The 13,248-nt window shown below is 63.4% G+C and carries 9 protein-coding genes and 2 pseudogenes; 3 read left to right on the top strand and 8 right to left on the bottom strand.

Annotated features, from left to right (window positions below; genetic code table 11):
• Positions 1-664: 664 nt before the first annotated feature.
• Positions 665-1,813: pseudogene (locus EET13_RS30895) on the bottom strand (GNAT family N-acetyltransferase); the annotation flags it as partial.
• Positions 1,814-1,906: 93 nt separating this feature from the next.
• On the opposite strand from EET13_RS30895, the gene EET13_RS12440 reads away from it, so the two are divergent.
• Positions 1,907-3,307, top strand: a complete 1,401-nt coding sequence (locus tag EET13_RS12440) for a nucleotidyltransferase domain-containing protein (protein WP_122442578.1) — start codon at positions 1,907-1,909, stop codon at positions 3,305-3,307.
• 76 nt (positions 3,308-3,383) lie between these two features.
• Here EET13_RS12440 and EET13_RS32770 read toward each other — a convergent pair.
• Positions 3,384-3,509, bottom strand: a pseudogene (locus EET13_RS32770) (hypothetical protein); the annotation flags it as partial.
• 309 nt (positions 3,510-3,818) lie between these two features.
• Between EET13_RS32770 and EET13_RS12430 the strand changes: the two are divergent.
• Positions 3,819-4,643: a MerR family transcriptional regulator gene (locus tag EET13_RS12430; protein WP_122442576.1), complete on the top strand. Its 825-nt coding sequence runs from the start codon at positions 3,819-3,821 to the stop codon at positions 4,641-4,643.
• 442 nt (positions 4,644-5,085) lie between these two features.
• Here the strand turns inward: EET13_RS12430 and EET13_RS12425 are convergent, their stop codons facing one another.
• From EET13_RS12425 to EET13_RS12410, 4 genes are all read right to left on the bottom strand, one after another.
• On the bottom strand, positions 5,086-6,063 hold the full coding sequence (locus tag EET13_RS12425) for an aminoglycoside phosphotransferase family protein (RefSeq protein WP_244603898.1): 978 nt from the start codon (positions 6,061-6,063) through the stop codon (positions 5,086-5,088).
• A gap of 121 nt (positions 6,064-6,184) precedes the next feature.
• Complete coding sequence (locus EET13_RS12420) at positions 6,185-7,459, bottom strand: GNAT family N-acetyltransferase (protein ID WP_122442575.1); 1,275 nt, start codon at positions 7,457-7,459, stop codon at positions 6,185-6,187.
• Between the two features lie 147 nt (positions 7,460-7,606).
• Complete coding sequence (gene bla, locus EET13_RS12415; RefSeq protein ID WP_168991274.1) at positions 7,607-8,518, bottom strand: class A beta-lactamase; 912 nt, start codon at positions 8,516-8,518, stop codon at positions 7,607-7,609.
• 342 nt (positions 8,519-8,860) lie between these two features.
• Positions 8,861-9,445 (bottom strand): hypothetical protein, encoded by a 585-nt coding sequence (locus EET13_RS12410; RefSeq protein ID WP_122442691.1) that lies wholly within the window; start codon positions 9,443-9,445, stop codon positions 8,861-8,863.
• A 175-nt stretch (positions 9,446-9,620) separates the two neighbouring features.
• On the opposite strand from EET13_RS12410, the gene EET13_RS12405 reads away from it, so the two are divergent.
• Entirely contained in the window at positions 9,621-10,019 is a 399-nt protein-coding gene (locus EET13_RS12405) for a DUF6933 domain-containing protein (RefSeq protein WP_244603880.1), read from the top strand.
• A gap of 46 nt (positions 10,020-10,065) precedes the next feature.
• On the opposite strand, the gene EET13_RS12400 is transcribed toward EET13_RS12405, so the two are convergent.
• Together EET13_RS12400 and EET13_RS12395 are read right to left on the bottom strand one after the other, a co-directional pair.
• Entirely contained in the window at positions 10,066-11,409 is a 1,344-nt protein-coding gene (locus tag EET13_RS12400) for an IS256 family transposase (protein WP_122442573.1), read from the bottom strand.
• A gap of 644 nt (positions 11,410-12,053) precedes the next feature.
• On the bottom strand, positions 12,054-12,941 hold the full coding sequence (locus EET13_RS12395; protein ID WP_168990756.1) for a glycosyltransferase family 2 protein: 888 nt from the start codon (positions 12,939-12,941) through the stop codon (positions 12,054-12,056).
• Positions 12,942-13,248 lie beyond the last annotated feature (307 nt).

Genomic DNA, 13,248 nt, shown 5'->3' with positions numbered 1-13,248 from the left:
TCCAAGCAGGTTCGTCTAGTGGCAGAAGGATCGGATGCAACCGTCCTGCCAGCGCCCCGCCAGAGGAGGTCGTGGGCCACTTTCTAGCGCAAAACGATTGCGATGCTTGGGAAATGGGCTTAGGACCGGTGTCCATCCGCAGCAGCAGCAGCATCGGGGGCCTCCGACCTCGCCACCAAAGCCCAGTGAGCCAAGTCGCTCGGCCGCTGCGAGCAGACCATCGCCGTCGAACCGATCCACCGACTCATCCTGACAGCTCACGTGCTCGGCAAACGTCGCCGACCGCTTTGCCGGCCGACATCGCTTTGGCCTGTCATCTCAGCGTGCGCCACCCAGAACTCGACCACCTTGACGAGCTTCTCTTGACGCATTACTGTCAATCATGGTTGACGGCATGGCGCTGCGCGGATGCGCAGGTTGATCCGTCAAAAACGCAGTTGGGTGCCTCATCAAGAGGAAGGAGTGAGTGCCTTGTCCCACGAACAATTGTTCCTAGAAGATGAAGCGTCATACGTGTCATCGACTCTTACGTTCAACTGGGTCGCGTCCGAAAGTTGGTGTAAAAGCACCGGTTGGTTCGCGGCTTCGCCGTCAGCATACGGGCTGAGGAACTCAGGCGACGGGCCCGCCCGCAGCTGCCGCTGATGTTGTCGGGGATGGCTCAGCCGATCCTGGGGAGTCGCGCGGCAAGGTCCTCGCCGAGCGCGGTACATGGCGTTGTCCGTCCCCGCAGAACGGACTGGGGTCAGGGGCAGGTTGGCCCACTGAGGAACTGGGCGCCCAGCAGGCGCCGCATCAGGTGCTCGTCGATGTCCGCTTTGTCGTCGTGCATCTTGGTGGCGACAGCGGTTGTGGCGCGGTGCTTTTCGAAGCGGATACTGCCGTCGGGCAGATCGCGCACCGCCGTCCAGCCGAGCTTGCGGTAGAAACTGGGGGCGCGGCTGGCGGCGTCGGTGGTCAGCCAGATCGTCGCGTGCCATTGGAACAGGAACGCTTCCGCGCGCCCCATCAGTAGCGGTCCCAGCCCGCGCCGCTGGTACTGGGGATGGATGAAACAAGCGAAGATGCTGCCGGCCTGCGCGTCGGCCATCGCGAAGCCGGCGGCCGTCCCCTCGACTTCGGCGATCCACACACAAGGCGACGCCTCCAGTGCGTCCCGCACCGTCTCTTTGGTGATCCCGAGCTCAGTGAGCTGCTGGTAGGACAGATGGTTATCCGTCACGCTGGTGCGGATCTCGAAGACGGCATCGATATCAGTTGCTTCGGCAGTCCTGACTACCAGCCCCTTGACGAGGACTCGTTGGTAACGGTCGAAGACCGTGCCGTCGCTTTCTTGGATCCGCCCGACATAGGTGAAACCCGTGCGCAGCGCGACCCGGGCCGACGCCGCGTTGCCCGGTTCCACCTTCACCACCGCGGTACTCGCACCCTGCTCGGCCGCGTAGTGGCACACCAAGTCGACAGCCCGAGTCGCCAGCCCCCGCCCGCGCCAGGCCGGATAGAGCCCGTAGGCGACATCGACCTGCCCAAGACCTGCCCGGGCGCTAAGCTCCCCACCCTCAAACCGCAGATCGACTGTGCCAGCTAATATCTGCTCGGTGCCTGCCCGGATGGCAAAGGCTCGCAGCAATCCGCCGGTCGCCCACTGCTGCTGGCAGTGGTGCAGGTAGGCCTCGACACCTTCCGGGGTTCCGGGCCCGCCTGAGTACCAGCGGATCAGCTGCTCGTCCTCCCCTGCCAGATGCGCCTCTGCGTCGTCGACGCATAAGGGGGACAGGGTCAGGGCGCCGTCGGACGGACTCTGATCACGCACCCTGAGATTGTCGCGACCGAAAATCCATCAGGCAATCGGATTTCTGCGGCGGTACCTTGTCGCTGAAACAGCGTAGAGCCGAGGGGATGTGGCATGGATGTTCTGGTCACCGGTCATCGCGGCATGATCGGTGCCGCAGTTACTCGTCTGTTGTGCGAGCGAGGTGACACCGTTGTGGGTTTCGATCTCGCCGACGGCCAGGACGTGCGCAATCCAGCTGAGCTGGCGAAGGCCGACCGCGACATCGAGGTGATCGTTCACCTGGCGGCAGCCGATGACCCGGACCCACAGGCGCTGCCAGGCCTGGCCGCGCCGAACGCCGCGGACGCGTGGACGGTCTTGCAGACCAACGTGCTCGGCGCGGCGAACGTGCTGGAGGCTGCCCGCCAGGCCGGGCATGCCCGGGTAGTGCTGATGAGTACGGTGGAGGTTCTCGGGGTCTTCGACGGCAGCCGTGCCCCGGACTACCTGCCGCTCAACGACGACCACCCTTGCCGCCCGGCTAGCTCGTACGCGGTCTCCAAGCTCCTGGCCGAGGATCTCTGCGAGGCCTTCACCACCGCCACCGGCATCACCACCGTGTGCCTGCGCCCGCCCGGCGTGTTCACCCCCGACACCTACCGCATCATTGGGCAAGCCCGCGTGGATAATCCCGACATTGAATGGTCACCGCTGTGGCAATACGGCGCCTTCCTTGATGTCTGTGACCTCGCCGACGCCGTCGGCCACGCTGTGCACACCAACCCACTTGCTGGGCACCACCGGCTGCTTTTGTGCGCCGACGACATTTCCTCGGCTCGTCTGGCCAGCCGCGAGTTGGTGAGTAAACTCCTGCCTAATGTTGCCTGGCGTGGCGGCAACGCCTACGATTTCGACCCCTACCGGGCATTGCTGGACTGCGCCCGAGCCCGAGCCGTCCTCGATTGGCAACCCCAGCGCCGTTGGCGCCCCGGTCCAGATCCTTTCGACGCCGATACTGGCCTGGTGATGATGAACGCCGCCGACGCGTTGGCCGTGATCAAAGCCCTGGAAGCAGCCGGGGTGGACGTCTGGCTCGGCGACGGCGGTTGGGGCATCGACGCCCTGCTCGGCCAGCAGACGCGCCCGCATAAGGACATCGACCTCATTGTTCGCGTCGACCAGGCCCTCGATCTCGTCACTGCCCTGGGTGCATTGGGATACGCGGTGGCCGAGGGTCAGCTGATGTCGTGTTTCGTGTTACGCGACCACGCGGGCAAGACGGTGGACGTGCACCCGGTGGTGTTCGACCGGCAAGGCAACGGCGAATACACGATGGAAAACCGCGAGGTCTGGGTCTACGCCGCACCCTGGTTCGCCGGCACCGGAACCATCAGGGGTCAGACCGTGCGCTGTTTGACCCCCCAAGGCCAAGTGCGCTGCCACACCGGCTACCCGCTCGACGACGACGACCGCACAGACATGGCAGCGCTTCGGCAGCGCTTCGGCGTCGATCTGCTGCCCGGCCAGCACTGAACTGAACGTTGCACCAGCTACTCCCGTTGGGGGAAGAGAGTTCCAACAATTCAGCAGGCGGAGCAAAGCCCTCCCTCTGATACAGCGGTGCACTGCGTTGCGACGGCCACACCACCAGCGTGTCAAACCCGACGCTGCGGGCATGGGCGTGCAGCGCGTTCAAAAACTGGCGCCTCAGACCGCGGCCGCGATGAGCGGGGACAACATAGAAATCGGTGAACTAACCCCACACCAACGCGCTGATGAAGCACGGCAACCCTGAGGCCGAGCCGGGAGATCATATCGAGTTCGAACTCGCTATAGGGTTCACGAGGCCCAGACCAGCGATGACGGGGCACGGGCTTGCGCGCGCCAAGCCGCCGAGCCGTTCGCGACTCGATGACCTTCCGCCGCGACGAATGGTCTGGTGGACCAGTCTGTGTATTCCCGCTTGACCTTCACGTAGCGGCAATTTCTAGGGTCGATGAGGAGGGCGGATGGACTGGCCTCCCGGGAAGGATGGGGAAACGCCATGAGTTGGTCGATTGCGGATGTGGCGAGGATGTCGGGCGTCACCGCCCGTACTCTGCGCCATTACGACGACATCGGCCTGCTCAAGCCCGCCTACGTGGGTACCAACGGCTACCGCTATTACGAGGAAGAGCAACTCCTGCGTCTGCAACAGATCCTCGTCCTGCGTGAGTTCGGCCTAAGTCTGGGCGAAATCGGGGAGTCGGTCGACTCCGAGCCGGACACGCTCGCCGCCCTCAAGCGCCAGCACATCCGTTTACACGGGCAGCGCAACCGGCTGGTCCGGATGGCCGACACCGTGGCGCGCACCATCATCGAACTGGAAGGGAAGAACGCCATGGCAGTCAAGATCAACCGCCCAGAGAAGCTGTTCGAGGAGTTTGTGGACCCTAGACGCTGGGATATCGACGACCGGTTCAGCGGCATCGGTACAGGCCAGGCGCTGGCACCTGCCGTCCAGCAGTTGGTTGAGCATCTAGCCCGGGAAGGGTGGGTGACCGAGGATCCCGAAGAGCACCTGCTGCCACACCTGCGGCGTTGGTGTGAACGGCCTGATTCCGTTTGGCGACTGCTTGGCGCCCGGCTGCTCAATGACGCTGTCTACGCGGTGGACGTCGCACCAACTGAGCAAGCGACTGCCGAGGGTCTACCGGTGCGCGATGCGATCCCAATGCTCGCCCAGGTCGCCGAGACGTCGTTTGCGGTGCGGCAGGTCGACGAGAACACAATCGAGTGCATCACCGGCATGTTCGACGGCGACGGCCCATACGCTAGCCATGGTCATCTGATCCGCCTGCATATTCACCCCCGAGAGGTTGGCGCATGACGATCATCACAGAGTGCGCCCTACCGGAAATCCGCTGACATTCGCCAAGAGTGAGGCTACGCACCTCCGCCTCAAGCGGCCTGTCGTGTGGGGTGGGAAAGTGTCGCGGTGGTCGAGCTGGTCGGCCGAGATACCCGACCAGCCCATGGGTGCAGACCGGGATCGGTCGGACAACCTGAACGCCGTCGGGCATACTCGGTGCGTAGAGTGGCCGACGCTGTACGCCGACGATCTCATCGATGAACGGCGCGCGGATCTACGGTTCCTGTTCGCTACTAAACTGCCGAAAGGCGGTGAAATCGGTCGCGGCTTGCGCCGCAAACTGGGTATCCGAGCTGGGCCATCACCGAGCCCAGCGTGTCGGTGGGGATTTACCGTGCATGATCGCAACAACTGCGTTCGGGGTCGAAGAGCCAGCCGAGGTGAGTTGCTAGAGCGCCGGTCAGATCCCGAGCAGTTCGGCCAGCGCCCTCGCCTTGTTCAGGGCAGTCTGTGCGTCCACAATGTCGCCGCCGGCCGCCGCATCTAGGGCTGTTTCCACGCAGCGGGCCAGGCCCCACGCCTGAAGTCTGGCTGTGTCCTCGCCCAGCGCCTCGGTGATCAGCGTGAACCGCTCGGTCAGTACAGAGTGAACGTCGGTATACGCGAATGGGTCGTCGATTTGCTCAACCAACGGCCACGGGTCATAGCCGGGGTCGCCGATCATCGGTTTGGCGTCGATAGTCAGCCATCCTCGCAGCGATGAGAGCACGTTGCCCGGGTTGAAATCGCCGTGCATCACCACAGTGCGTGCGGCGCCGGCGGGCAACTCGCGCAGCATGCGTACTCCGTGGGCCACCAGACCAGCGTCGAAACCCGGCTCTAGCCGCGCCATGCGGTTTTCAACCAGATCAGCCCACTCGGCGGTGACATCGCCCAGCAGCTCCAGGCCGGCCTGGTCGGGCACTGGCGTTTGCCACAGTTCACCCAGGACCCGTGCGCCCACCAGCAGTCGTTCTGTGACGCTGAGGTGGTGGGAGGATCCCAGCGGACGGCCTGGGTTGCAGCGTTCCAGCAGCAGCGCGTGATGCTCGCGGTCCTCGCGCAACAGACGCACCGCGGCGTTGCCGTCCCAGAGCCGCAGCGCCCGTGCTTCGCCAACCGCTTCGCGATGAGGCCAGCTGACCTTCAGGACCACCGACTGCCCGTCAGGCAAGTGCGCGGGCGCCACCCACGAGCAGCTGCCGCCGTGAAACGGGGCGTGCAGCCGCAGACACCAGCGGGACTGCAACCGGGCAACAGTACGCGGCAGCTCTTCTAGCCATGCCCGTCCGTCGACCCTGCCGCCGAGGGTGGCCACGATCGGCAGGCTCGCGGGAAACAGCTCGGCACTCACCCGGACTACTTCGGACGTGGCGGTCTGCGGCAGCACCGGTCGCACCGGCAAAGCAAAGATTCTACCTTCGTTGCGTGGCGTCTTCGGTGCACGTGTTGGGCTCCGTTCATTCGTAATGAGTTCCGTCGCGATGCGCTGTGGTGGCGGATCGAGTTGGGGCAAGGGGTCAGAATCCGACGGCATTGTGCGGGGCTTGCAGCCCGGTGAGCATGGCGGTGGCCCGGTTCAGGGCGCCTGGGCGGTGTTCGACGATCAAGCCTGCGGCCGCCAGCGACCCGAGCGCGGTGCCGCCGAGGAAGATGCTGCCCAGTGTCGCGGCATCCAATGTCAGGTCGGGAGCACGACCTGATACGGCGCGATGGCAGTGGGCCCCATCCGGGCCGCCGTCGAGGTGCCAACAGCCCTCGTTCCATGGGCAAAACGAATCAGCAACGTCGAGTACCAGCGATCCTTCGACTTGGTAGGTGCGGTTGGCCAATGCTGCGGGGACATCGACGAGCCGGACCCACAGGTTGTCGCTGTGCCGTGTGATGCGCAGGGCACGAGGGTCAGCCAGTTGCCAGCGCAGCGGCTCGTCGACGGGTCGTTTGGCAGCAATCACCCGCCTGGTTAGGTCCAGGCCAGTCAGCAACATCCATAGGTCGCTGTAGGCCGTGACTGTGGTGGCTTCTAGCCAATCGACCTCCACAATGCCGGCGGTCGCGGCGTCCGGCGACCATGGGGTGCGGTAGTTGGCGGCGCCGTCCACGGTCCCGGCGTCGTCATAATGCAGCAGAAACTGCCAGGCGTCTCGGGATTTGTGGTCCCACTGCCATTGGTGGGCGCTGACCTCGCCGATCCGCGTCCGGCGCACCCGATCATGCAGTAACGGCCACTGCTCTTTGGCGGTGTGCGCCTCAACTAACTCGATCCGACCCTGTGGCTGGTGCGGGCGTGCTCGGCGTGCTTGTGTGTTCTCCAGTTCCCAGCGGGTCTGGGTAGTGGCTGGGCCGAAGCCGTAGCGGCCGTAGATGCCGCCCTCGGAAGCACTCAACGTGGCCAGCGCCTCGCTGCGCTGGTGGCAGTCGTCGAGAAGAGCGCGCATCATGGCCCGCAACAGCCCCCGCCGGCGGTGGGTCGGCAACACGCCGACGTCGGTTAGCCCACCCATCGGCACCGGCCCGCTACCCGGCACGGTGACCTCCAGGGACAGCATCTGCGAGGTGCCCACCAACTGGCCATCCACGAACGCCGCCTGCGTGCGATCGACATCGTTCCACTCAGCGACGGCCGGTACCCAGACTTCTTCGCTGACCGGCTTGTCAAACACAGGGGCAATGCCGATACCGGAATGCCAGGCAGCCGGCTCCGGTTCCCAGCTCGGGGTACCCGCCAACCCGGGCACGATCCGCAAGAACGCCACGGCCTCATCGGCTGTGATGGGGCGAACCTCTACGGTCATGACAGGGCTTCTTCCGACTCATCCTCGTTGCCGCAATGAAGGCACGAAGGTACCCGGACGGTGACGCGTACGGGCGAGATAGGCAAGTGTGATGTCATCGTTTTCCGCGATGCGGTAGTGCGAACAAATCGCGATGTCTTGAGCTGTTCACGAGGATGACAATTCCTCGAAACAGTGGTCTTTTTTTGCGAACTGATCGAGCACAATGCTTGTAGCGGACGCTACAATATCTTCTCGCCTCTTGGCGTCCCGCTGGTTTTGCACTGTGTAGATAGCTAGTACGATGGGCTTACAATACGGTGACCATAGGATGCCGATATCGTTTGCGATACCGTAGTCGCCAGACCCTGTCTTGTCAGCAACTACCCAGCCGCCCGGGACGCCGGCACGTATCCGCCGATAACCGGCCGTATTGTTCCGCATCCATCCGAGGAGTTGCGTTTGTTGTGCTGGCGTCAGCCCGTCACCAAGAGACAATTTTTGTACGCTGGCCGCCATATCTCTCGGCGTGGACGTATCGGCCCCGCTGGTAGGATCGGAATTTAGTGCCCCGTCATAGTGCTCGACGTTGTAGGTCTGGTTACCAACAGAGTGCGCGAACTGCGCTACCGCTGGCGGTCCACCCAACCTCTTCATGATGATGTTGATCGCAGCGTTGTCGCTGTAGCTGATCGCCGCTTCCGACAACGCCTCAAGCGTCATACCGCCCGTGATATTCTTTCGAGTGATCGGACTCCACTCGATTAAATCATTTTGCGAATAGTGCACAATTTCCTGTAACAGATGACTGTCAGTGTCGCTCTGCTTCAGCAGTGCAGCAACACCCATGAACTTTATCGTGCTCTGCAGCGGGAATCGCTCATCCTCGCGATGAGCGATTATCTCACCATTGCTGGTGTTGATTGCATACACGCCGATCTTTCCATCGAATGTGTGTTCAAGCTCTTCAAGCTGCTTACCTTCGGGCTCGACAGGCCTTGTGCTTACAGAAGGGGTGGACGCAGAATTGGTTGCTGAATTATGAGCACAACCCGAAATCAGCAACAGCGAAACCAACACGAGCGCATATCTTCGGCTACCCAATCGTCTACTCACACCCACAGCTAGTGATGTCCTTCCGGTTAAAATTCCTGTACTCGCATTTCACGAAGACGAAGCTATCAGTGCAAGGATCGGGCTCCTGCCCACCACGGGTGGCATCCGAAAGTTGACTCATTGCAACCGGCCGGTTCGCGGCTTCGCCGTCAGCATACGGGCTCAGGAACTCAGGCGGCAGGCCCGCCGCCCACAGTTGCTCCTGATGGGTGTCGAGGATAACGCGGCGGGTTTCCGTTCCGCAGGCTCAAGATGCTTTGGCCGCCTCATCGCCGGCTTCGACACTGCTGTAACGCCGAGAGTTGTTCAGCGGTGGAGGGTTTGGGCGGCTTCGGTCAGTGCGTTAAACGCGGCGTCGAGGCGGTGTTGGCGGCGCCGGTTGGGTTCGTGGTTGGCTTCGGCGGCCACGAACCCGATCAGTTCCTCCAGGTCGTCTGCACTGGACAGTAAGGCAGCGCCGTCGGGGTGGGCGCGCATGCCAAAGACCAGCCGCTCACAGTCGGGGTCGAGCAACATCAGCTCGCGTAGCGCGGCGGCGGTCTCGTCGCTGACGATGACCTCGTCGACGTCGCAGGCAACGCTGAGCCGGCGACGGCGCAGGTCGTATGGGGAGTCTGCCCAGTTGCTGATCACTCCCTGGTCGTCACAGACGCTGCACCGCCATCGGATGGCCGCGGACGCCTGGGGCCCTACGATGGCGATGGTCATCCGCCCGGGGCAGCGTCGATGGGCCGGTCGGTGCCGACACGGCAATGCCGACACCCACCGATCACCGACCTCGCTGGCGGTGGCCGCTCGGACGATGTCGCCCAAATGCTGCGCGAGGAGCCGTGCGGGACCCAAAGCGTCGTGCGGCATGTCGAGGAAGTGAGCCAGATCAGCGACCAACACGTCGCCACACTGTACCGGCGCCAAGCCAAGGCGTTCTTGCGTACCGATCGTCGGTGGCTTTGCCTACGATCATGACTCGTGATGCTGCGATGCACCGCCAAGGTGTTGGCGCTGCTGCGGGTGTCTGGGCCGGCCATCGGCCAAGCCAGCCAGCCAGCAGGACTGGTATGCCCACTTGGTCTGGATCGATCGACGCAAATGCCTGCTGGTGACCCACGCCGGCACCTTGTTCTCGGTGTTCATGCCCAACGTCACCGCCGCCGGGTTGCGCCCGATCGGCCCGCCTGTCGTCTCGGCGATTCAGTCCGCGCTGCAAGCCGAACACTTGCCCGTCGATACGCTCGGCGAACTCGATCCCCAACAGGTTGCCGTGGCCAAGACCGCCGACCGCCGCATCCTGGGCACCATGAACGATTTGGCGTTCACCATCGAACACGTCATTGCCGCTGCTGGCGGGTTGGCCCGCTGCGACATCGACGCGCTGCACCACGGCCTGCATCGCAGCATCAACAGCATCACCGGCTACATCCCACCGATCGACCTCGTCACCGCCAGCCGTCAGGACCAGCGGTGACAACTGTCCTGCCTGGGGGACGTACCGGCGTCGCGACCCGAGATCGCTACGCGGTGGCGCAGATGGGATCGGCCTGGTTGGTGTCGCCACTGGTGGTGGCCGGCGGCGGCCGCAGTTGCTGGGGTGGGTCGAGCAGTGACCGGCGTAGGTCTTGCAGCAGCCGGGTGCCGACCGGGGTCATGGTCAGACCGCGCCAACCGGCCGAGGCGCGATCAAGCACGGCCCACACCAGGCTGATGGCGCTGGTCTCGCCGGGGAATCGGCCGATGACCTTGGTCCGTCGCTTGGTTTCCCCAAACGATCGTTCAATGAAGTTCGAATGTCGAACGCGCCCATGGTGTTCGACTGGGAACCGCAGATAGGCCGTCAGCCCTGCTTTGTCGGTGAGCAGGATCTGCATGGCCGCCGGGTAGAGGTCGCAGTATTTGGCGGCGAACGCCTCGATCCGGTTGTCGATGATCTCAACCAGCTGGGGTCCTGGTTCGACGCCCAGGTCGGTGGTGTCGAAAATCGCCCAGTAGCCGTCGCGGACCTCGGCTTGCATCCCGGTGGGAATCTTGGCGAGCACGTTTCGGAGTCGATGAATAAGACACCTCTGGCGCAACGCTTTTGGGTAGATTTGTTCGATGGCGGCGATCAGGCCCTTGGCGCCGTCGGAGACGATCAGCAGCGGAGTGGCAAGGCCACGTTCGCGCAGATCGGTCAGGAAGTCGGCCCACGCGTCGGTGGACTCGCCGGTCCCAGGTGACAATCCGACGAACACGGGTTTGCCCTCGGTGGTGATGCCCCAGGCGGCCAGCACCGGCTCGGCCGGCGACCCAGGATGCATCCGAAAGAATGAGGCGTCCAAAAACAGGTAGTCCAGCGCGATCTCGTCGAGTCGGCGGCGCGCCCACCCCTGATACTCGGCTCGGATCGCCTTGCAGACTTCCGAGACCGTCGACTTGGAGATCGCGGCCTGATCGCCGAGTGTTTCGGCAAGGGTGGCCTCGACATCCCGCACGGACAGGCCGCGCACGAACGCCGCAATCACCAGCGTCTCCAGGGCGTTGGTTTTCGTCACGTGCTTGCCGAACAACCGCGACGCGAACGCTGCGGTGGTGCCGCGCAGCTTCGGCCGCTCCAACTTCACCGGCCCGGCGGTGGTTTTGACCGTCACCGGCCGATACCCGTTGCGTGAGCCCTCGTTAGCGTCGGGACAGGCGGCGATGCGTTGGTAGCGGCCGCGGCCGAGGAACTCGGTGACCTCAGCCTCCAGCGCCGCCTGCATCAACAGCTGCGCGCCCAGGCGAGCGACTTCTTCAAGGATTTCCGGCAACTCCCGATCCTCAGCAAACAAGGCGTCGATCTTGATGCGGATACGGTCGGTGGCTGATACTCGAACAGGCACGGGCGTTGCTCCTTCTTCGCAGACTTGCAGGTCGTGAAGCGGAACCTACGCCCGTGCTCCCTATTTACACCGGATTCCGGACACGACCCCAACTGATTCATGCACTCTGAATCCGGATGAGCTCCTAATCAGGGTACCGGCGTTGTTGATCTGTGCCCATGACCGCCGTGACGGACTTGGGTGCCGCGGCGTTTCGCTCGGGGCAGGTCCCCCGCTTGTCGAAAACGATGGAGTTGTTCCGCTGCAACTACGCGAAGACCGCGAGCTGCACGAACCGGCAAACTTACGAGCCAAACCGCTGAGCGTCGGGGTCAGCGGGGTCTGGCGCGAGCGGAACGCGGCGATAAGTCGAACCGCAGACTCAAACGCCGCCATACACGTCTGTTGAACGGGACCAACGCGTCCATAGCTGTCCCACGGCTTCACAGCCGATAATCCGCGCGCAGCGGCACCGGCGCTATGTCTGGCGGCTGCAAGCATGCCACGGGCGCAGGTTGCCCATGAACAACGGCCAGAAGGTTGTGTGAGCTACCCACGAGAAACGAAATCCCTTGTTCCGCTTCTAGATTCGCAGCCAGCCGTCGACACGATCTCAGGGCGGTCACCGCGGAAGGATCTACCCTTTCGGCTCCATCCGAGGTTCCTTAACGTCGCTTGGTGGCGTCATCCTGGATATCAGAAGCGGATGGCGCGGGGCGCATCCGCCGCCCTAGCCAGCGGTAGACCACGTGCCTTCCGAGAGCGTTCATCCGGGCTCGCGCGCTGCCAACGGCCAGATACCGCTGCTCGAGTAGCCCGGGGTGCTCGGCGGCCAACGCGCGAAAAAACCCTATTACCTCGCCGGCCTGGGAGTGTATCTGCGTTCCGACACTCGCCTGAGCACCGCTGATGCGAAATGCCCAGAGCGGCCGGGGTACTGCGACGAGACTGCCATTGCTATGAAGTAGCACCCCGCAGTAGGTCGCCAGATCCATGAGAAACGGGAAGCGAACATCCCAACCACCGGCGTCAACAAAGGCCCTGCGCCTGAACAAGGCTGATGGCGGTTCGCCGAAAATGTTCGTGCCGGCGAGAACGCTGCGCCGGATAGCCTCAGGGCCACTGATTTCACCGCGAAGTCCGGCCAATCCACGATTGCGAAGCACGATCCTGCCCGTGGCATCGATAACATCTCTGGAACTGACAGCCACTACCGCTGACGGGTGAGCTGCCAGCTCTTGCACCTGCACCTCGAGGTTATCCGGATACAACACGTCATCGGCACAGACTGCCTTGATGAATTCGCCGCTGGCCAGGTCGGTGACGGTCTTGAAGTTCACCGTTGGTCCGACGTTGGAAGCGTGTCGGGTCAAGCGGACGCGGGGGTCGACGGTGTAACGCTGCAGTGCCTCCCAGGTGCCGTCGGTGGACATGTTGTCGGAAACCAGCAGTTCGAAGTCGCGGAATGTCTGCGCCAACAGCGACTGCATGGTTGCATCAATTGTCGCGATCCCGTTGTACACCGGAACGACCACCGATACCAACGGCGTCACGACGTTGACTCCAACTGCTCGGCGAGACGGCGTTCTGTGGAAGCACGGCGGAACCCCAGCCCACGAGTGAACCAGCTGCACCTGAAAATCGCCCTGCCGACGACCAGTTGCGGCAGCGGAATGAAACCCGGCGGCATATCCTCCACTACCGGAAGCGCCGGGGCAGGGACCGCTGTCATGGGCAGCAATTTAGTTCCTAACTTACTCGGGCGCTAGGCTTCTCACATATTGCGCGGCACGCCCACGATTGTGGACCAACATAGAACGAATATCTGTCTACACCGCAATTACCGCTTGCTAACACCGG

The organism is Mycobacterium attenuatum (assembly GCF_900566085.1).
Classification (GTDB): Bacteria; Actinomycetota; Actinomycetes; order Mycobacteriales; family Mycobacteriaceae; genus Mycobacterium; species Mycobacterium attenuatum.
This window is presented reverse-complemented; position numbering and strand designations above follow the sequence as displayed.

Excerpts from the sequence above, each read along its gene's own strand:
- EET13_RS12440 (WP_122442578.1), top strand. The coding sequence starts at position 1,907 with ATGGATGTTCTGGTCACCGGTCATCGCGGCATGATCGGTGCCGCAGTT.
- EET13_RS12430 (WP_122442576.1), top strand. The coding sequence starts at position 3,819 with ATGAGTTGGTCGATTGCGGATGTGGCGAGGATGTCGGGCGTCACCGCC.
- EET13_RS12420 (WP_122442575.1), bottom strand. The coding sequence starts at position 7,459 with ATGACCGTAGAGGTTCGCCCCATCACAGCCGATGAGGCCGTGGCGTTC.